Source organism: Williamsia sp. 1135 (genome assembly GCF_002095395.1).
Classification (GTDB): Bacteria; Actinomycetota; Actinomycetes; order Mycobacteriales; family Mycobacteriaceae; genus Williamsia.
In genome coordinates this window covers 1-21,945 of record NZ_MJEI01000078.1, presented here as the reverse complement: position 1 = coordinate 21,945, position 21,945 = coordinate 1, and the positions used below count along the sequence as shown (strand labels likewise).

Below are 21,945 nucleotides of genomic sequence, written 5' to 3'. Positions count from 1 at the left end.
CTCAACCCTAGTGAGGAGGGGCCCTCGTGGGCATGGTGCTCCGCCAGCAGCTGACTCGCGCCCAGCGAGCGCTCTGGTCGGCCCAGCAGGCGATGCCCCTGTGCCCGATCAATATCGCCGAATATGTTGAACTGACCGGCGATATTGATCCGGAGCTCCTTCGTACGGTGACTCAAGAGGTCGGCCGGCGGACCGGGATTGCGTTCACCCGGTTCGAACAGACCTCGAGCGGTATCGAGCAGGTCATCGACCACGATCTGAGCGGCGATATCACCGTCTCGGATCTCCGCGGCGAATCTGACCCGATGAACGTGGCCCATGAGTGGATGCGCGCCGATTACACGCGGCCGGTGGATCTGTTCACCGACCGCCTGATGGCGTCTGCGATCCTGCGCGTTGCCGACGACAGGTGGCTGTTCTACCAGCGGGGGCATCACGTCACGTTCGATGGCACTGGTGCTTTCAAAACACTCAAACTCGTTGCGTCTGCGTATAACCAGCGCATCTCCGGCGGGTCAGTCGATGCCATTCCTGCCGCCGACCTGACTGGTCTCGCGCAGGCAGACATCGACTATCGAGCGTCGTCGCGGTACGAAAAAGACCGCGAATATTGGCGGGGGCACGTTGCTGAACTGACGGCGCCGGCGTCCCTGAGTCATCGAGTAGGCCTTGCCGGCGCTGATCCTCGACGGGTTTCATGCGTGATTCCGGCTGAGTTGATGGAACTGCTGCAGCGGGCGGAGTCGGCGCTCAAGACCTCGTTGCCAGTGCTGGTCGCCGCCGCGGCCTCCGGCTACCTGAGCAGAATGACCGCACGGGACGATGTGGCACTCAGTCTCCCGGTAGCGGCTCGCACGACCGCGACCCTCCGCAACACGTACAGCACCGTCTCCAACGTGGTCCCGTTACGGACCGCCGTCGGCGCGCGATCAACCCTCGCATCTGCGGTCGCGACCACCCAGGGCGCCATGATGGGGGCGCTCCGGCACCAGCGGTTCCGTTTCGAAGACATACGCGAGCTGATGGGCGGTGCGACGTCGTCATTGGCCGCTAGGGAGTTTGCCGGGCCGCTACTGAACCTGATGCTGGCCGTCGACCCTCTGCAGTTCGGAGCTGCCACCGGGTCGTTGCACATCCTCACCACCAGCGCCGTCGACGACCTGGCGGTGAACCTGTACCGCACCGGCAATCCGCACGACTCCAACGAGTTCAGATTCGACCTCGAAGCGAATCCGAATCGATATTCCCCCGATGAACTGCGCGGTCATCACGGTCGCTTGCTGGCGTTCATCGAATCGTTCGCCGCCACAGCGGTTTCGGCGCCGAGCGCCACAGTCGACGATCTGCCGCTGCTGTCCCGGATCGAACGAGACCGAGTCCCGCTCGCCGCCGCAGTGCCGCCGCCTGCGGTGACACTCCCGCAGCTGCTCGATGAGGCGGCCATCCGTCACAGTGACCGCCCAGCGCTGCATGCCGGGTGGGCGCACTGGACATACGACGTACTGGCGGCACGGTCTCGCCAACTCGCGCACATCCTGCAGGCGCGCGGTGCGAGACCCGGAACCACCGTTGCCATCGCCACTGGTCGCGGGCTCGACCAGGTGCTGTCGTTCTGGGCGGTGGCTCACACCGGCGCCACCATCATGCAACTCGATCCCGCACATCCCGCGCCCCGGATCGCTGCACAATTGGCCGACTCGAATCCCGTCATCGTCCTCACGGCGTCAGGCGGCATCGAGGCCGACGACGATGATCGCTGGTTCGATCTGACCAACGTCGATCTGGCGGGTTCCTCCGACGCCCCTCTGGTCTTGGAACGTCCGGTGCAGCTCGCGGATGTTGCCTACCTGGTCTACACCTCGGGGTCCACGGGAACCCCGAAGGGCGTGCAGGTCACCCACCGTGGCTTGGCGGCGCTGATTCAGCAACAACGACACCTGGGGGTTGACGACGTATCGCGCGTATCCGGTCTCGCATCACCGGCCTTCGACGCGTCGATCTTCGAGATCCTGTTCGCTGCTGCGGGTGGAGGGGCGTTGTGTCCGGCCCCATCGGGAATTGTCGGCGGCACCGAGCTCGCTGACTTTCTCAACGGCGGGTCCGTCACCCACACGGTGATCACCCCCAGCGTGCTCGCGTCGATGGACCCGGCCGCGTTACGCGACGATGTGTGCACCACGTTGATGCTCGCCGGTGAGGCCTGCCCACCTGATGTGGTGCGGCACTGGGGGACCGGGCGCAAGGTGTTCAACCTCTACGGCCCCGCCGAGTCCACCGTCATGGCGACTGGCACCGAAACGCTCGCCGCAAGTGGCACTGAACGTCCGCCGATCGGCACGCCGATCGTCGGCATGTCCTGTTTCGTACTCGATCACCGTCTACGCCCAGTGCCGCCCGGAGCCGTTGGTGATCTGTATCTCGCGGGACCGGCACTGGCACGGGGATATTCCAAGCGCGCCGACCTCACCGTAGCTGCCTTCGTCGCCAACCCATGGGATGGGCCAGGGAGCCGGATGTACCGCACCGGCGACCGCGTTCGCTGGAGCGAGAACTTCACAGAACTCCATTACGTGGGCCGCAGTGATGACCAGGTTCAGATCCGTGGCGTGCGTGTGGAACCGGGGGAAGTCGCCATGGCGGCGATGACCCACCCGGCGGTCCAACAGGCTGCCGCGATCGTGGTCGGCGACGACGCGGATGCGCGCCTGGCCCTGTACATCGCCTCGCCCGACAAAGACAAGCGCCTGATCAAACGGGTCCGCAACCACATCAGTCAGCGCTTGCCGACGTCGATGTGGCCGGCACACATCGTGCAGCTCGAGACGCTGCCCATCACGACTACCGGAAAACTGGACCGGGACGCCCTTCCTCACCCCAGCGATGTGGAGAACAGGACCCATCGAGCCGCCGGCACTGCCTCGGAGAGGATTCTCGCCGAGGCGATCTCCGATGTCTTGACCATCACGAACCCATCAATGGACGACGACATCCTCGCGCTCGGTGGATCGTCTCTCGATGCCACCCGAATTGTCGCTCGGATCAAAGCGGTCACCGGGTCGACGCTGGGCGTTCGGGACGTCCTCGAGGCTGCGGACCTCGCCGAGCTGGCGGAGGTCATCGACCGGACCGCGTCGGGTCCTCAGCGTGAGGACGCGGTGGTGATCCGGCCGCAGCGACCCGAGGCCTCTTCCGGGCAGATTTCGTTGGTCCTCGCCGATCGACTCCAGCCGGGCTCGACAGCAAACCACCTGCGCGCCGCGATAGAACTGCGGGGGTCCTTGGACCGAGACGCGCTCATCGCAGCAATCGCGGACGTGGTGGAGCGACATGAGGCGCTGCGCACCATCATCCGGGTGGAAACCGACGGCACCGCCTGGCAAGAGATCGTCAGTGTCGGCGACGCTCTGTTCGCGGCAGACTTCGACCTCGAGACCCCGGCGACCGACTTCGACCTGCTGAGCGCCGATGCGATCGATCCGACAGTCCGCCCCCCGCTCGCCCTGCGGCTCAAAACAACTGCCCCGGGTATGCACCAGCTGTTGGTGCGCACCCACCATGCAGCAGTAGACGGTTGGTCGCTTGGCGTGCTCGTCGCCGACCTCGCTACCGCGTACCGCGCCCGTATCGCTCGCGTAGCCCCGGCATGGGTCCCGACGACGCAGTACATCGATGCCGGGGTGGATACGCGGGTGGCCTCTGAGGTCTCCGCCGCGCAGCTCGAACGCTGGCAGCGCAGGCTCCAGAACCTGCCGTCGCGTCCCGAACTACCGGCAGACCTCTCCGTCGCGCGCAACCAGAGCGGACCTGCGCCGGCCGCGGTGGTGCGTCGTACCCTCGGTCATGAAATGTCGGCAGCCCTGAATCAGGCTGCGACGCAGCGGGGGACGAGCACCTTCGCCTGGCTGCACGCGTGCCTGGCGGTGACCCTCGCCCGCTACACCGGCGCCGATGACCTCCTGATCGTCGTTCCTCAAGCGGGACGGTCGGGACCCGACCTCGACAACGCGGTCGGGATGTACGTCAACCCGGTGGCGACCCGTGTCCGTATCGCTGCGGCCGAAACGTTCGAGGGTGTCCTCGTTCAGTCCACTGACGCAATTGATTTCGCGCTCGACAACGCCGACGTACCGTTCTCGACGGTGGCATCGGCAGTCGAACCCCGGCGCGACATCACCGTGTCACCGCTCGCGGACATCCTGCTGACGTATCAAAATCAGCCCCTCGGGCAATGGACTGTCGACGACCTCCAGATCGAGGTGCACCCCGCTGATTCCCGTCATGCGCGGGCCGCACTGCAGTGGAGTGTCGACGACACTGCCGACGGACTGCGCGTCGAGCTGACGTACCGCAGCGATATGTTCAGTCAGTCGATGGCGGCGGCTTTGTGCCATGCGTACGTGACTGTGATCGCACAGTCTGTTGCCGTTCCGAACTCTTCTCCTGCACAGCTGGTCCCGGGATCGCAGGCATTCACGCGCAGTGTTGTGCGTCCGGTCGGCACGCTGGTGGATCGGATCCGAGACATCGCGCACCGCACCCCGTACGCACCCGCCCTGACGTTCGGGGACGAGACCCGCGACTACGGCCGACTCGTTGCAGACGCTGAGACCTTGGCGTCAGAACTTCAGGACGTCGGCGTCGGGCGCGGCGATCTGGTTGCCGTGGCACTGCCGCGCACCGCTGATGCGCTCGTGGCTCAACTCGCGGTGATGTGGGCCGGCGCAGCCTACGTACCGATCGATCCCGACTACCCTCAGCAGCGGATAGCGGCGATTCTCGAGGACGCGAACCCCCGAGCGGCGGTGGTCGGTTCGTCCACCAGGCGCCATTTTCCGGACTCGATGCCGCGAGTCGACCTGGACGAGCGGCGGACTACTGCTCAAGCCGTTGCGCATTTCACGCCCGTCGACATCACCCCGTCGGACGGGGCATATGTGATCTTCACGTCGGGATCCACGGGCCGACCCAAGGGTGTCTCGGTCACACACGGCAACGCGATCGCGCTTCTCGACGCCGCTCGGCAGAGCTACACCTTTACCCCACTCGATGTGTTCAGCTGCACCCATTCCACGGCGTTCGACGTCTCGGTCTTCGAGATCTTCGCTGCGTGGACCTCGGGCGCACGCGTGGTCTTGGTGGACAGACCAACGGTTCTCGACCCGCAGCTGCTCTCGCCGCTGCTGCGTCAGAGCGGGGTCACGATCTTGTCGCAGACCCCGTCGGCGTTCTATCCGCTTGCCGCGGTCGCGACCCGCGACGCAGACCCCGGGCAACTCCGAGCGGTGGTGTTCGCCGGCGAGGCGCTACGACCGGCCCGGCTGCTCGACTGGCGTGCAGCCTTCGGTGAGCGGGTCCTGTTGTCCAACATGTACGGGATCACCGAGACCACCGTGCATCTCACGATCGGTCCGGTCACGCCCTCGGACTCACGGTCGTTGATCGGTGAGCCGCTCGCCGGAACCTCGCTGATGATTCTCGATCGTCAGCTGCAGCCCGTACCGGTGGGGGTGTGGGGTGAGCTGTACGCCTGCGGCCCGCAGGTCACCCGCGGCTACGTGGGCAGACCCGCTCTGACCGCCGAGAGATTCGTCGCGTGCCCGGAAGATCTCGGCAATGGCCGGATGTACCGCAGCGGTGATGTGGTGCGGATGACGATCGACGGCGATCTCGAATATCGGGGTCGATCCGACCGTCAGGTCCAGGTCCGCGGGCACCGCGTCGAACCCGGCGACATCACAGCAGCGCTGACAACCATTCCTGGTGTGGCTGAGGCAGAAGTGCTGATCCGCAACACCGAGTCCGCCGGTGGCGGCGACATCACCGGTTACGTCCGGTTGCGCAGCGATGAGCCGACCGACGAGGTTCTCGACGAGGACCGGTTGCGGGTTGCCGCGGGGCAGGTCTTGCCCGGGTACCTCGTTCCCGCGCGAATCGTCGTGGTGGAGCAGTGGCCGCTGAACGCATCGGGCAAGCGCGACCTGGCGGCGTTGCCCGTCCCAGCCGTGCATGCGGAACTGGTGAGCGATGGGGTCATCTCGCCGGTTCGAGCGATTGTCGCGGAGGTTCTCCGAATCGACCCGGGCACCATCGGCCCCAACGTCGGCCTGTTCGATTTGGGTGCGAACTCGTTGTCGGCCATGCACATCGCGTTACTGCTGTCTGAGCGCACCGGTCGCGACGTCGGTGTTCGGATGGTGGCCGACTCCACGTCCATCGCAGACCTCGAGACAGCGGTCGACGCGGCACCCCGACACACCAACGCCGGTCTGCCGACGGGCCAGACGTCGCCGCCACCGCCGACGCCACAGCAACGGGCCCTCTGGGTCCTGAGCCGTATCGACGCCGGTAGCGCCGTCTACCATCTCCCGGCGGTCCTCGATCTTCCCGGAGCCGCGACCCCACGGACGGTCGTCGACGCCTTGACCGATGTCGTTGCGCGGCACGAGGTTCTTCGCACCGTCTTGGCCGACAACGCCGGACTGCCACAACCGCAGCTCCTCCCGATCGACCGGGTCCGCAACCAGCTGTCGGGGTTGCTGTCCCCACGTCCTCTGCCCGCTGCGCACGCAGCAGCGAACCTGCAGGCGGAGGCGCTGCGGCCATTCGATCTCGCCACCGACCTGCCGTGGCGTGCCGACCTGTTCAGCGCGCAGCAGTCGGGCGTTGAACAGGCCGACGCACAGGGTGCCGTACCCACGTTGCGGTTGCTGCTGGTCGCGCACCACGTCGCCGTGGACGGCTGGTCGATGACGGTGCTGGCAGAAGACTTCGGCCGAGCATTGCGCGCCCGCATCGCGGACACAGCACCTACCTGGCCGGCACCCGCGGCTCAATACCGCGACCATGCCTGGGCAGCGACCAGGGCACTGGGAACTCCCGGCCATTCGAGTGCGTATCGGGACCAGTTGCTCGACCACTGGTCACGGGTGCTCGATGGCGCACCGATTCATCTGCAATTGCCGTTCCAATCGAACCCGGCTCAGATGCCGTCGGGTCCCGAGCCGGCGCAGTACCTGGACGTCGCAGTCTCCGAACGCACCCGTGCCGCCCTGCAGCAGTTGGCAGTCGGTGAGAGTGCCAGCGTGTTCCACGTACTCCACGCGGCGCTCGCAGCCACCCTCGGACAGTTCACCGGTACGGACGACATCGTCATCGGTACGCCCACCGCGGGCCGGACGACGGACATGATGTCGGCGGTGGGGATGTTCGTCCAGACGGTCGTGCTGCGGAGTGACACTGCGCCCGCAGCGTCGTTGCGCACCGCAATCCGATTGAGCCACAACGTCGTGACCGATGCGATCGCCCATGCAGAAGTCTCGTTCGAGGAGGTGAAGGAGCAGCTCGCGCCGCCGCGGACCCTCGATTCCGACGCCTACCTCGACGTCATGATCGCCTACCAGCTCGCCCCCACGAGCCCGGCAGAGCGTGACGTCACATTGACGCCCCTCCGAGTGGGCCAGGCGCGCGTACCCCTCGAGTTCACGATCACCGACAACGGCGAGGGCGCGCCTCTGCAGATCACCCTGACCTACGGGCTGTGGCACGTCCGTCCGGCGATGGCGCAGCGATTGATCGGCGCACTGGTGCGGACCATCGAGGCGATGGCCGGCACCGTGAACCCGGCAACGGTGACGATGCATGAGCTGACGGCCCCCGACGCCGAACACCTCGCCGACGCCCAGATGCCGGCAGTGCTCGCGCCACGAGACGACTTCGTCGATGTCACCGAAGCCATTGTGCTGCGCTCCCATACACATCCCGACGCGGTTGCCGCGATCGATGCCGACGGTGCCGTCACCTACTCCGAACTCGTGAGCCGGGCGATCGATGTCGCAGGAGTCCTGCGCGACCGGGGCGTGGGCCGGGGCGACTTCGTCGCGGTGCTGGCAGACCGCAGGACCGACACCATCGTCGCGATGGTCGGTGTCTTGCTCGTCGGCGCCGGTTACGTGCCCATCGAGCCCACCTATCCAGCCGAGCGGATCGCGGGGATCCTGCGCGACGCACGTCCGGCAGCGGTGCTGGGCGCCTCCCGGTACGCAACGGCAGCAACCGGTCTCGCCGACATCGTCGACATCGGGTCGACCGCCCCCTCGCCGCAGGCACTGGACGACCTACGCGAGACAGCTACCTCACCGCGCCCGAACGATCCGGCCTATGTCATCTACACCTCGGGCTCCACCGGAACCCCCAAGGGGGTGGTGATCACCAGATCGAACATGGCGTCGCTGCTCGAGTCCGCGTTGTCGACGATCGATGCACGCGCCGGCGACGTGTGGACCTGGTTCCACTCCGCGGCATTCGACTTCTCCGTCTGGGAGATCTTCGGGCCGTTGACATCGGGCGGCAGGGTGGTGGTCGTCGACCACGACACCGCCCGCGAACCGGCCGCGTTGGTCGATGTGCTGAACCGCCACGCCATCACCATCTTGAACCAGACCCCGACCGCGTTCTCACGGTTGCTGCAGCTGCCCGCGGTGACGACAGGCAACGGCCGGACCCTCCCGGGGTCGCTGCGCGTGGTGCTGTTCGGCGGCGAGGCCCTGGACCCGAAAGCGTTGGCGTCCTGGCACGCCAGGCATCACCAGGTGCGACTGGTCAACATGTACGGCATCACCGAGACCACCGTGCACGCCTCCGTCACCGACGTCGACGTCACCGATTCGCGAAGCCTGATCGGGTCGGCGCTGCCGGGCGTGGGCCTGGTCGTCCTCGACCGGTATCTACGGCCGCAACCGGTGGGCGCCACCGGTGAGCTGTACATCACCGGTCCACAGGTCACCGCGGGCTATGCCAACATGCCGGGGTTGACCGCCACCCGATTCGTCGCCACACCGTGGGGAGCTGCCGGATCCCGGATGTACCGCACCGGCGACCTCGCGCGCTGGGTCGACGACAGCAGGCTCGAGTATCTGGGACGCGGCGATCAACAGCTCAAGATTCGTGGGCACCGGATCGAACCGGGGGAGATCACCGCAGTCCTGCGCGCGCAGTCCGGTGTGACGGATGCAAAGGTGTTGCTGCGCAACCGCGACCGGGTCGGCGAAGAGATGCTGGTCGCCTACGTGGTGGTCGACGGAGCCGGTGTCTCGTCGACCCAGCTGCGTACGGCGTGCGCGGCGATCCTGCCGGCACATCTGGTTCCGGCGCAGGTTCAGATCATCGACGACTGGCCACTGACCTCCACCGGCAAACTCGACGTCGCCCGGTTGCCCGCCCTGACCGCGCCCGAGGTCAGTCGGCCGCTGCACGGTACCGAGGTCGCCGTCGCGGCCGCGGTCGCGCAGGTTCTCGAGATCGAGGCTGGTGCAATCGGCCCCGACACCAACTTTTTCGAGCTCGGCGGGAACTCGTTGTCGGCCGCGCGCCTGTCTGCGGCCATCAGTGCCGCGACCGGCGCCGACCTACCGGTCCGTGCGATCTTCGAACAGCCGACCATCTCGTTGCTGGCCGCTGACATCGACACCGCCTCGGTCCGGCCGCTTGCGCTGCCGGTCGCGACACCTGTGCGGCGGGAACGTCCGAGCCGCCTGCCGTTGACGGCCCAGCAGCAGGCGCTGTGGCTGAACTGGCAGCTCGACCCGGAACGCACTGACTACAACCTCGGCGGTCTGGTCCCGATGGCGGACATGTCCACCGAACTGATCGACGTCCTGGTGCGCACCTTGGTGGCGCGGCACGAGGGTCTTCGCACACGTTTCCCGGCCGATTCAGAAGGCCCCCGGCAGCAGTTGGTGGACACGATCGAGGTCGATACGTCCGCGCAGGTGGTGGCAGATCCCATGGCGGCGCTGGCGGAGCTGGACCGACCCTTCGATCTCGAGAGTGAACTGCCCTGGCGGATAGCGGTGTTCGAATCACCGATGGGTGGGGTGGAACTGGCCGTCGTCGTGCATCACATCGTCGTCGACGGTGAATCCGTTCGGGTATTGCACGCGGAGGCCGCTGCGCTCGCCGCAGGAATCGAGCTGCCCCCGGTGTCCCTGGACTACGGGGACTACACGGCGTGGGCCGGTGAGAGCCTGGCGCACAACGGTCAGGTCCTGCGTCAGTACTGGGAGGGGGTGTTCGCCGAACCGGTCTCACGACCGCAGTTGCCAGGCTTGCGTCCACCGGTGGCCGAGATCGGGCCGGCCTCGATCGCCGAGGTGGTCATCGAACCCGCACGCATGCGGCAGCTGCGGGAGCAGGCCCAGGCGCATCACAGCTCGCCGTTCATGGTCGTGCACGCGGTGCTGGCCGTTCTCCTCGCCCGGCTCGGGGACGAGCCCGACGTCGTCGTCGGGACAGTGGCGGCCGGGCGAGACACCCCGGAGTTCGCACGAACGGTCGGCATGCTTGCGCGAACTGTTTTGCTGCGCACGGATATCGACATCGAGCGACCCTTCTCGGCAATCGTCCGCCAGGTCACGCGGATCGATCTCGACAGCCTCGCGCACGGCGCATATCCGGCGGAAGCCGTTGCCGACCTGGCGGATCCAGAACATCGCCGCGGGGTCCGTCCCGTTGTCGATGTCTTCCTTGCCGACCTGGGAACTGCGCTCGAGGGCAACCACACGAATGTCGAACGTCCCTACGCCCGGTTCGGCCTCGACCTGACGGTCGCCGAGGTCGGAGATGCCCTGCAGATCAGGTTGGCGTATTCGGAGTCCCGGATGGACACCACCGACGCGGAGCTGTTCATCGACCGGCTGGCGAACCTGCTCTACGCGGTCTTGGACGACCCAGCCGCCCCGCCCGCACGCCACCTCGTCGGAGCGACCGGGGACCTCGACTCGATTCCACCTCTCACCGACTTCGAGCCTTTGCCTGATCTGTTGCGTCGCAGCGTGATGACGCGACCCATGGCCATCGCGGTGGAGGACGAGGCGTGGCTCCTGAGCTATCGCGACCTGGACTCGATCAGCACCACCGTGGCCCGGGCCCTCATCGCCCGCGGTGTCGGCACCGGCGACGTCGTCGCGATCTGCGTGCAGCGCTCGGCATGGTCGGTGCTGGCCACCTGGGCCATCGCGAAAACCGGTGCCGCCTTCGTCACCCTCGGCGTGAACGATCCGCAGACCCGGCAACGCACCATGGCGTACGCCGCCGGGGCGACGATCGGCCTGCACGGCCCGGGGCAGCGGCCAGCACTCTCGGCGGTGGACTGGCTCGATCTCGCGGAGGTCGGCAGGGACGCGGCGTTCGCCGGGGACTCGAGCGCATTCCGGGATGACGAACGCCTGCGGCCGATCCGGCCGGATGACGTCGCGTACATCATCTTCACCTCGGGATCGACCGGTGAACCCAAGGGCGTCAGCGTGACCCACGCCGGCCTGCCGGCCCTCGTAGACGCCGTCATCGCGCATGTGGAACTCACCCCGGACAGCCGGGTCCTGCACAACTACGCCACGACCTTCGACGCCCACCTCATCGAACTGATACCCGCCTTCGCTGCGGGGGCCACCGTCGTCGTCTGCCCACCTGCGGTGATCGGTGGCAACGAGCTGGCCGAACTGCTGACCCGCAGGGCCATCACCACGTTCTTCTCGACGCCTGCCGTGATGGCGACGATCGATCCGGACCCGCTCAGCTCGGTGCGGATCGTCGTGACCGGTGGCGAGGCGCTACAGGAACCGGTCGCCGCACGCTGGTCACCCGGACGCCGCATCGTCAACTTCTACGGCCCCACCGAGGCGACCATCGCAGCGACGGCCAATCCAGCGGTGGTGCCGGCCCCGGTCATCCCGATCGGACGGTCGATGGCAGCCGTCGCGGCATACATACTTGACCACCGATTGCGACCCGTGCCCCACGGGATCGTCGGCGAACTGTACTTGGCGGGCCCCGCAGTGGCGCGTGGATACACCGGCGCCACCGCTGTCACCTCGACGAGATTTGTCGCGAACCCGTTCGACCACAACGGCTCCCGCATGTACCGGACCGGCGACCTGGTGCACCGCAACGCCGCCGGTGACATCGTGGTGCATGGCCGCAGCGACGAACAGCTCAAGATGAGGGGTGTCCGCCTCGAACCGGCCGAGATCGATGCGGCCCTGATGTCCCTTCCCGGCGTCGAACGGGCAACCACTGCCATCTCGACCGGTGGCGTCGAACCGGTTCTCGCATCCTGGCTCATCCCCGACCCGGATCACCCCGTCGATGCCGGATCGATCCGGGACCAGCTGCGCGCGCTTCTTCCCGGCACGCACATACCGACGCACATCACCGTCGTGGACCACTTCCCGATGACGCCGAGTGGCAAGCTCGATCGCAGAGCGCTGCCCGCGCCGTCGCTGGTCAGCAATGACCTGGTACCGCTTCACACGCCCACCGAGATGACGCTTGCCGGTATCTGGGCCGAGGTCCTCGGCGTGCCCGCCGAATCGCTCGGGCTGCAGAGCGAGTTCTTCGCCACCGGTGGTACGTCGTTGTCGGCCAGCCGAGTTGCCGGTCGGCTTCGTCAGCAGCTGGCCCGCGACGTGACGGTGCGCCACGTGCTCGATGCGCGCAGTCTCGCCGATCTCGCGGCATCCGTCGACCTGCTCGCACCGTCGCTGTCCGCCGGCGATGCACCCCACCACCGGCCCGTTCCCGCCGACCTCGGGTTGGCCTATCCGCAGCAACGGCTGTGGGTCCTGAACCGGATAGACCAGAACTCGACCGCCTATGTGATTCCGATGGTCCTGCGGCTCACCGGTGCACTCGACACCGAGCGGCTCGCCCACGCGGTGGCCGAACTGCAGCGCAGGCACGGAACTTTACGGACCACATACCCGCAGACCTCGCTCGGGCCAAGGCAACTCGTCGGCGATCCCGCCGAGGTGCGGCGCACGCCGGTGACCGACGTATCCGGCGACGAAGTCGTGGGGCACATTGCCGAACTGATCACCAGGCCGTTCGATCTCACGAAAGAACCGGGTTTTCGCGCCGAGGTGCTGGTCGCGGGCGAGAGTGAGGCCTGGCTGGTGATCGCACTGCACCACGTGGCGGCCGACGGATGGTCGATGCCGATCTTGCTCGGCGATCTCGTCGGTGCCTACTCCGGGGAACTCACGCCCGGACCGGCCTTGACGTACGCAGACTTCACGCAGTGGCAGGGTGCCCGCCTCGGCGATCCGGCCGATCCTGCAAGCCGATACGCGCAGCAGATCGCATTCTGGCGGCGTGAGATGGCCGATGTGCCCGGCCCCGTACGTCTTCCGGGTCGAGCGACCGACCTCTCCGACACCGGTGATGGGGGAGTAATTCACGGGACCGTCGATGCGACGACTCTGGCGTCGCTCGCAGCAGTCGGGCAGGCGGAATCGTCGACCCTCTTCCACGTCACGCATACGGCCTTGGCCGCGCTGCTGGCGCAGCGGACGGGATCGCACGATCTGGTGGTCGGCGCACCGGTGCTCGGGCGTGACGACCCGGTGTGGGAACCGGTCGTGGGTATGTTCGTCAACACCCTGGCGCTGCGCACCGTCGTCGATCCCGAATCGACTGTCCGCACGGCCCTGCGCCGCACCCGGGACACCGACCTGACCGCTCACGCGCACGCAGACGTGCCCTACGACGCGGTGGCGCACGCCGTGAGCCCGGCCGGTCGGGCCGGGACTGCGGCGGCCGCGGGCGCCGACCCCCTGATCTCGGTGCTCCTGGTCCACCAGGAAGCGCTCGGCGCGATGACCGCCGACCACCTGGCCCTGCCCGGGCTCGAGGTCGAGATCCTTTCCGACACCGCACAGCTCGTGGCGCCGAAGTATGACCTGGAGTTCGTGCTGTCGGCCGGGGCGGATGGCGCCCTCGACATCACGGTGGTGCACGGGCCGGCGATTTCCGCCGTGTTGGCGAACGAGTTGCTCGCCGACTTCACGCGTCTGCTGGTCGCGGTGGCCACCGCACCGGATCAGCCGTTCCCCGTGGTCCACACTCTCGAGATCGCGCCGCGTCCGGAGTCGGCGGAGATCGCCGTCGCCGCGCCACCGACCTGGTCGCCGGCAGCGGAAGATCTCGAGCTGGAGGGCATCGTCACCGCCGCGATGGCCACGGTGCTGGGACTACCGGTCCGCGAGATCGACCGCGAGGCAAACTTTTTCGACATCGGTGGTACGTCGTTGTCTGCCACCCAGGTGGTCGCGATCATCGGGGAGGCCACGGCGACGGCGATACCGGTGAGGCACGTGTTCGCGGCGCCCTCGCCGACTACTCTGACCTCGCTCTTGCTGCAATCGGAATCTCCGGGCGTCGAAGCGCTTCCGCCGCTGACCGGTGTCGGTGCGCCGCCCGACCTCGGACCGGTGCCACTCTCACCTGCTCAGCAACGGTTGTGGCTCATCCAGCAGATGTTGCCCGAGCGTCCGCTCTACGCGGTGCCGGTGGTGGTCGGTGTTCCTTCCGGCGCCGACCCCTACGCTGCGTGGAGCGCGGTCGCTGCCCGGCACGCGCCCCTGCGCACCATCTATCCGGAGCGCAGTGGCGCACCCGTGCAGGTCACGCTCGACGCCATCCCGGCGATCACCGATCTCGGCGACCACGAATTGACCGACGTCGTCGCGACGCTGCTGGCAACGCCTTTCGACCTGACCGCATCCGTACCGGTCCGTCCCGCGCTGGTCGATCAGTCCGGACACCGGTTCTTGGTGATCGTCGCCCACCACATCGCGATGGACGGTGAATCGGTCGCGGTGCTCCGCCGGGACCTCGACGCCGCGTTGGCGGGCCGCCCGCTCCAGCCGTTGCCCGTCGACTACGGCCAGGTGTCGCGCTGGCAGAACGTCGTCAACGCAGGCGCACGCGACGAGATGCTGAGCTACTGGCAGCAGGCGTTGGCCGGCTACCCGGGAGTACTCGAACTGCCCGACTGCGCTCCTCGGGATCCGCAGCGGTCACTGCGCACGGCCACCGTGGCGGTACCCGTCGAAGAAGCGACCACGGAGGCTGTGGCGCTCACCGCCCGCCGCCGCGGCGTCAGCGAGTTCCACGTCTACCACGCAGCTTTGGCTCTCACGCTCTCGATTGCGTGCGGCACAGACGATGTCGCGGTCGGCACTCCGGTGTCGCTGCGGCGGCATCCGGAGACCGCGGACATGGTCGGCATGTTCGTCTCGACGGTCGCGCTGCGGACCACGCTCCACACCGGAATGACGACCGACGATCTCCTCGAACTCGTCCGCGACACCGATCTGGCTGCTCTCGATCACGCGCTGCTGCCGTTCGATGAGGTGGTGGCACAGCAGGATCCGATCCGAGAGCTGGGCAGACATCCCGTCGTCCAGGTGACCTTGTCGGTCAATGACGAACCCGGCGGCCACGTACCCGACGAACTGAGCCCGAACTCGGAGTTCGACCTGCAGGTGACCGTCGGCCGCGACACCGCGATGTTCACGCACGCGACGGCGCTTTACGACAAGCGCGCCATCGAGACCCTCGCGCTGCGCTGGAAAGTGGCTCTGCGATTGATCGTCGCCGACGAGATCACGTCGCTCGAGGCGGCCGATCTGCGCACCGAAGAAGAGCGGGCCGATCGCTTGCACCGCTTCCCCAGTCGACCCGAGGCGACACTGGGAGAGCTGCTGCAGGACTCGCTGCGCGGGCGCCCTGCCGCGGTGGCCGTCGATGACGGCGTCGTCGCCGCCACCTACGCTCAACTCGACCATTGGTCGGCAGCCGTTGCCGCGGACCTGCAGGCTGCCGGGGTCGAGTGGGGTGACCCGGTGGCGATGATGTTGCCGCGCAGCGTGGAATCGGTGGTTGCGTTCTGGGCCATCGCACGACTCGGTGCGGTGTACGTCCCCGTCGACCCGCGATACCCGTCCGAACGCATCGAACGGATGATCGCGATCAGCGGCGCCCAGGTCGCGGTGGCGGCGCCGAACGCGGCCCATCACTGCCGTTTCCAGGTACCCGTAGCCGCACCCGACGACAACGCGCGGGTTGCCGGGTGGACGCCGATGCGCGTCGACGATGCCGCCTACCTGCTGTTCACCTCCGGTACCACGGGAACCCCGAACGGTGTCGTGGTCTCGCACCGGGGCTTGCGCAATCTGGTGGAGCCGGCGGTGTTCTCCGCCACCGACGACGACCGCGTCGCCCACCTCGCCAGCCCCAGCTTCGACGCATCGATCCTGGAGATGGTGTGGGCGTTCGCGTCCGGGGTGACCCTCGCTGTCGTCCCCACCGACGACGCCAGCGGCAGGACCCTCACCGACCAGTTACGACACCTGGGTGTCACACAGGCTTTCGCCACCCCCTCGGTCCTGGCGACCCTCGACGAGACCGCACTGCCCGCTCTGCGTGCCCTGTTCGTCGGTGGTGAGGCGTGCCCTCCAGAACTCGTCCGGCGGTGGAGCCACGGTCGTAGTCTGACGAACCTGTACGGACCCACGGAGACAACCGTTCTCGGTACCGCACGTGGGTCGATGCAGGCCGAGAGTGCGGCCGTGATCGGTCGCGGAGTGCCCGGATTGCGCAGCCATGTACTTGACTCACATCTACGTCCGACTCCGGACGGAGCCGTCGGCGAGCTGTACTTCACCGGCTCGGCACTGGCGATCGGTTACCGCCGGGACCCTGCACTCACCGCCGCTCGGTTCGTGGCGGCGCCCGGGGGTGAGCGGATGTACCGCACCGGAGACCTGGTGCGACGGTTGGAAAGTGGCGATCTCGAATACCTCGGCCGGGCCGACCGTCAGGTCAAGATCCGCGGCCAGCGGATCGAGCCCGGCGAAGTCGATGCCGCACTGGTCGCCGCCGGTGCACGCACCGCGGCCACCGTGTTGCGCACCGGCCCCACCGGGCCCGTACTGGTGTCGTACGTGATCGCCGCTGATTCCACCGATCCCGCCGAGTCGGTTCCCGAGCGCTTCCTGGACGTCCTGGTGTCGCAACTCCCTCATCACCTCGTGCCGGCCGCCGTCGTCGTGGTCCCGGAGCTCCCGCGCACACCGGTGGGCAAACTCGACACCGCTGCGCTTCCCGAACCGGTGTGGAGCGTCGCCGGCGGCGAACCCCGTACCCCTACCGAAGTCGCTGTGGTCGAGGTGTTCCGCGACGTCGTGGGCAACCACGAACTCGGCATCTACGACGACTTCTTCGCTGTCGGCGGCAATTCGCTGCTGCTGGCTTCCGCGGCTGCGGCACTGACCGCTCGCCTGGGCCGGCCGGTGCCGGCAGCTGTCCTGTTCGCACAGACGACACCCGTGGCGTTGGCCGCCGTCCTCGATCACTACGCAGACCTGACAGCTGGTCTGGGCGCGGTCGTGGACCTCTCCACCGGTCGGGCAGGAACCCCGCTGTGGTGCATCCACCCGATCAGCGGACTGGTAAACGACTACCGTCCGCTTGCTGCCAAGCTGTCCATCCCGGTGCTCGGGCTGCAGATGCCCGGGCTCGACGACCCCGCCGCACCCCACCTGCTGACCATCGAAGAGATGGCGGCACACCACGTGGCGACGATCCGCAGCACCCAGCCGAGCGGCCCTTACCGCCTCCTCGGGTGGTCGCTCGGTGCGGTCCTCGCACACGAGGTGACCCGCCAGCTCACGGCTTCCGGCGCCGTCGTCGAGACACTTGTACTGCTCGATCCCCGCCTTGATCACGAGGCGGCCCGCGGTGCGGCCATCGACGCGTCATTGGAGGCGGCGCTACGCGCCATCGACCCCGAGCGATTCGAGCAGTACCGGGTACGCTGCGTCGAGGCGATCACCGCCGCCGCAGCCTACCAACCAGGTCCTTCCCGGGCAGAGAGAACGATTCTCGTAGCAGCACAAGACAATCCAGAGCCCACGCAATGGCAAAAGCTGGTCCTGGGGACGATGGACATCGAACGGGTGCCGGTCGCGCATCATGCGATGGGTAGCGAAGAGGCAATGACGGCTATTGCCGACCTGGTGGCCGGCCACCTCGACGTTCCCGTCTCGAACGGCCTGAGCAGCAACACAGATCTCGACATCAACGAAGGCACCAGGAGAGAGAATTGACCAGCGCTGCAACGCCTGAACCCGCCCCGAGACGAAGGTCGCGCCTGCGATGGTGGCTGCTCGGGATCTTCGTGGTGTTGGTGCTGCTCGTCGCGGCGGCCCTCTATCTCGGCTACCTGGGATTGAAGGCGAAGGATTCCCTGGATTCGGCCCGCGGGCATGCCTCATCGGCGCAGCGGGCCTTCCTCGACGGCGACACCGACAAGGCCGTTGGCGAGGCAGAGGCCGCCGTCACCGACGCCCGGTCGGCGAAAGACGATGCGCACAACCCGGTGTGGTCGGCGGCAGCCGCGATCCCGTGGCTCGGTGATCCGCTGCAATCGGTGCAGGAGATGACCGATTCGGTCGATGCGCTGGCGTCGGATGTGCTGGCGCCGACGGCTGAACTGGCCGGGGTCATCAACCCTGACAACCTGCGATCGGCAGACAACACGATCAACACGGCTGCGCTCGCGCAGGCGCAACCGCAGCTGGCAGTCACCGCCGACCGCGCCGAAGCCATCCAGGCCGACGTGACGTCCACGGACGGAAGCTGGTTCGGCACGGTGTCCGATGCCCGGACCAAGTTGCTCGACCAGCTCACCGAATCCGCACGGTTCATCCGCGGTACCGACACGGCCGCGCAGTTGCTCCCACCGATGCTCGGTGGAGGAGGCGAGCGCAACTACTTCTTCGGATTCCAGACCCCGGCCGAGTCCCGCCCCACGGGTGGACTTCTCGGCGCCTACGGGGTGGTGAGCGCCGAGAACGGACGCGTGAACGTCGACGATCTGGGGACAAACGCCGAGATCGATGCGCCGGCAAACCCTGTCGATCTCGGGGAAGAGTACGACTACAACTACAAGTACAGCCGTCCCTACACCGACATCCGGAACAGCAATATCAGTGCCCACTTCCCGTACGCGGCGCAGATCTGGATGAACATGTGGCAGCAGCAGTCCGGTACCCAACTCGACGGTGCGGTCGCGCTCGATCCCGTCGCCCTGAGTTACCTCCTCGACGCCACCGGGCCCGTGACCCTCGACAACGGCCAGAAGGTGAGCGGCGACGATGTCACCGAGCTGACCCTGTCGACCTCGTACCAGCAGTTCGCGAACAACAACACCGCTCGCAAGGCGTATTTGCAAGAGATCGCCCAGAAGTCGGTCTCGGCGCTGACCTCGATGCGTGGGAACACGTCCAAGGTGCTGGAGGCGCTGGGGCGTTCGGTGCACGAACAGCGACTCATGGTCTACAGCGCCGATGAGAACGAGCAGCAACTGCTCACCGACGCCGGTCTCGCGCACGAGGTCGCCGAAACCACCGCGCCGTACGCGAACGTCGTGGTGGGAAACCTGGCGGGCAACAAGATCGACTACTACCTGGAACGGGCGATCACTTACAAGGCCGGTAGCTGCGACTCGGACACCCGCACGTCGACCGTCGAGGTGAAGTTCACCAACACCCTGACCGACCTGAGTTTGCCGCCGTACGTGATCGGCAGTCTGGGTAACCCGCAACTGCAACTACCGAACGGTACGAACTTCTCGGCAGTGACCCTTTATGGGACCGAGGGCGCGACCATCGATTCGGCGACCATAGACGGCGAATCCATGCTGATCGCTGTTGGAACCGAACGCGGACACCCTTTCGCCACCGGACAGATCCAGATCCCGCCCGGTGAGACCGTGACGGTGACCTATCAACTCACGGAACCGACCTCGCCCGGCGAACCCGTCGTGCCGGTGCAGCCACTGGTCGACGATCCGGAAGTGAAGGTCGATGTCCCCGTTTGTGAATGACACCAACGCCATCGAGGTCGCAAACCTCCGGATGAGCCACCGCGGTGTCGACGCGCTGAAGGGGATAGACCTGGTGGTCCCGGCCGGCACGGTGATGGGTCTGCTGGGCCCCAACGGGGCAGGCAAGACGACCACCGTCAGGATCATCGCCACCCTCTTGTCGCCGACATCGGGTTCGGTACACATCAACGGGATCGACGCACGGACGCACTCGCACCAGGTGCGCAGTCTCATCGGATTGTCCGGACAGCATGCCGTCGTCGACGACAACCTGACCGGACACGAGAACCTGGTGATGATCGCGAGACTGTCGGGTCTGGGGCGCAAACAGGCCACCCTGAGGTCGCGAGAACTGTTGGAGCAGTTCAATCTTGCCACCGCTGGTAAACGTCGAGTCGCCACCTACTCGGGCGGGATGCGGCGCCGGATCGATCTGGCGGGCGCCATCATCATCAGGCCGCCGGTACTGCTCCTCGACGAGCCGACCGCGAGTCTCGATCCGATCAGCAGAACCGAATTGTGGTCGGAGATCAAAGCTCTGGTGTACGAGGGGACAAGTGTTCTGCTGACCACCCAGTATCTCGAAGAGGCCGATCAACTCGCTGATGCGGTGACCGTCATCGTCGGTGGTGAAGTGGTCGCGCGCGGCACTCCAGCGGAATTGAAGTCGAAACTCCGCACAGCGCAGGTGCGCTTGCAGCTGACCCGCGCGGGCGACGCGAGATCCGCCTCCGAGGTGATCGGCCGGCTGGACGGTGTGCAGTCCGTCGGCGTCGACGGCTCAGTGATCACCTACTCGACGCACGACGCCAGTCGCAGCCTGACCCACGCCATCGGCGTACTCGCCAGAACCGGTATCGAGGTCACCGACTCCAGTGTCTCCGAACCGACCCTCGACGACGTCTTCGTCTCCCTGGCAGGGAGCGCACCCCGTGGCTGAAACTCTTGCGGTGGTGGAACCGATCGTGGGCCCGCGGCCCCGAAATGCCGGAACCTTCCTGGTCGATTGCGAAGTGGTGGCGCTCCGGAACATCCGGACGATCCTGCGTAACTGGCAGATGATCCTCGGTGTCGTGTTGCAGCCGCTCATGTTCGTACTGCTGTTCTCGTACGTCTTCGGCGAGGCTCTCGGGGGTGACCGCTATCGGGAGTTCCTGATCGGCGGCATCATGACGCAGACCGTCGCCTTCAACGCAGGCTTCACCGCACTCGGGCTCGCCACCGACATCAAGAGCGGCATGGTCGACCGGTTCCGGGCGCTGCCCATGTCCCGGCTGGCCTTCGTGGTCGGCCGCTCGGTGTCCGACATCACGGTCAACGTGGTGGGGCTGATCGTGATGTCGCTCGCCGGGCTCGCGATCGGGTGGCGCATCGACACCAGCTTCGGAGAGGCACTCACCGGCTATGCGATCGCGCTGCTGTTCGGATTCGCGCTCTCGTGGGTGGGGGCGGTGGTGGGGTTGCTGGCAGGGTCGGCGGAGGCGGCGCAGAGCCTGCTGCTCACCGTGCTCTTTCCGCTGACGTTCATCTCGTCGGCCTTCATCCCGGCCGCCACGCTGCCGGGTCCGCTGCGCACTGTCGCGAACTGGAATCCGGTGACCGCTGTCGCGCAGAGTCTCCGAGAGTGCTTCGGGAACCCGGTGACGGTGAACCCGCTGCTGCCGAACCCCGTGACCTGGGCGTCGGAGAATCCGCAGCTCTACTCGCTGATCAGTATCTGTGCACTGCTGGCGATCACCGTTCCGCTGGCGTCGCGGGCCTTGCGTCGCCTCTGACCACCACATTCAGCCCCGTGTGAGTGCGCCGGGGGCGTATTCGGGCTGTTGCAATTTGTACATAGTTGGCCGGTTCGGCGTCGGCTTGTCTAGCCGGTTTGTGGTGGTTTGTGGGCGATAATGTGTTGGTGGCCAGGGGTTATCGTCCAGTGGATCGTGATCAGTACTTTCTGTTGCCGCCGAGTATGCGGGACTGGTTGCCCGATTCGGATCCGGTGTGGTTGGTGATCGAGACCGTCGCCTCGCTCGAGACCAGCGTGTTGCACGCCCAACGCAAGACCGGCGGGGTGGGGCGGGCCGGGTATGACCCGGACATGTTGTTGACCCTGCTGATCTGGGGCTGGGCCCACGGGCAGCGTTCTTCACGCCAGCTGGAGCGGTTGTGTCACCGCGATATCGCTTATCGCATCATCTGTGCTGGTGATGCACCTGATCATGTGACGA

The 21,945-nt window shown here is 66.8% G+C and carries 5 protein-coding genes; all 5 read left to right on the top strand.

Annotated features, from left to right (window positions below; all coding sequences use genetic code 11):
- Nucleotides 1-32: 32 nt before the first annotated feature.
- Complete coding sequence (locus BFL43_RS07910; protein WP_084892027.1) at nucleotides 33-17,945, top strand: non-ribosomal peptide synthetase; 17,913 nt, start codon at nucleotides 33-35, stop codon at nucleotides 17,943-17,945.
- Nucleotides 17,942-19,726, top strand: coding sequence for a DUF4012 domain-containing protein (locus BFL43_RS07905; protein WP_240498131.1), 1,785 nt, complete (start codon nucleotides 17,942-17,944; stop codon nucleotides 19,724-19,726). Before BFL43_RS07910 ends, BFL43_RS07905 begins: the two co-directional genes overlap by 4 nt.
- Nucleotides 19,707-20,666: an ATP-binding cassette domain-containing protein gene (locus tag BFL43_RS07900; RefSeq protein WP_084892026.1), complete on the top strand. Its 960-nt coding sequence runs from the start codon at nucleotides 19,707-19,709 to the stop codon at nucleotides 20,664-20,666. Before BFL43_RS07905 ends, BFL43_RS07900 begins: the two co-directional genes overlap by 20 nt.
- Entirely contained in the window at nucleotides 20,659-21,501 is an 843-nt protein-coding gene (locus BFL43_RS07895; protein ID WP_240498130.1) for an ABC transporter permease, read from the top strand. Before BFL43_RS07900 ends, BFL43_RS07895 begins: the two co-directional genes overlap by 8 nt.
- A gap of 149 nt (nucleotides 21,502-21,650) precedes the next feature.
- On the top strand, nucleotides 21,651-21,945 hold a 295-nt coding region (locus BFL43_RS07890; RefSeq protein ID WP_240498129.1), incomplete at its 3' end, for a transposase.

Coding starts and splice junctions, on each gene's coding strand:
- BFL43_RS07910 (WP_084892027.1), top strand. CDS start 33: ATGGTGCTCCGCCAGCAGCTGACTCGCGCCCAGCGAGCGCTCTGGTCG.
- BFL43_RS07900 (WP_084892026.1), top strand. CDS start 19,707: ATGTCCCCGTTTGTGAATGACACCAACGCCATCGAGGTCGCAAACCTC.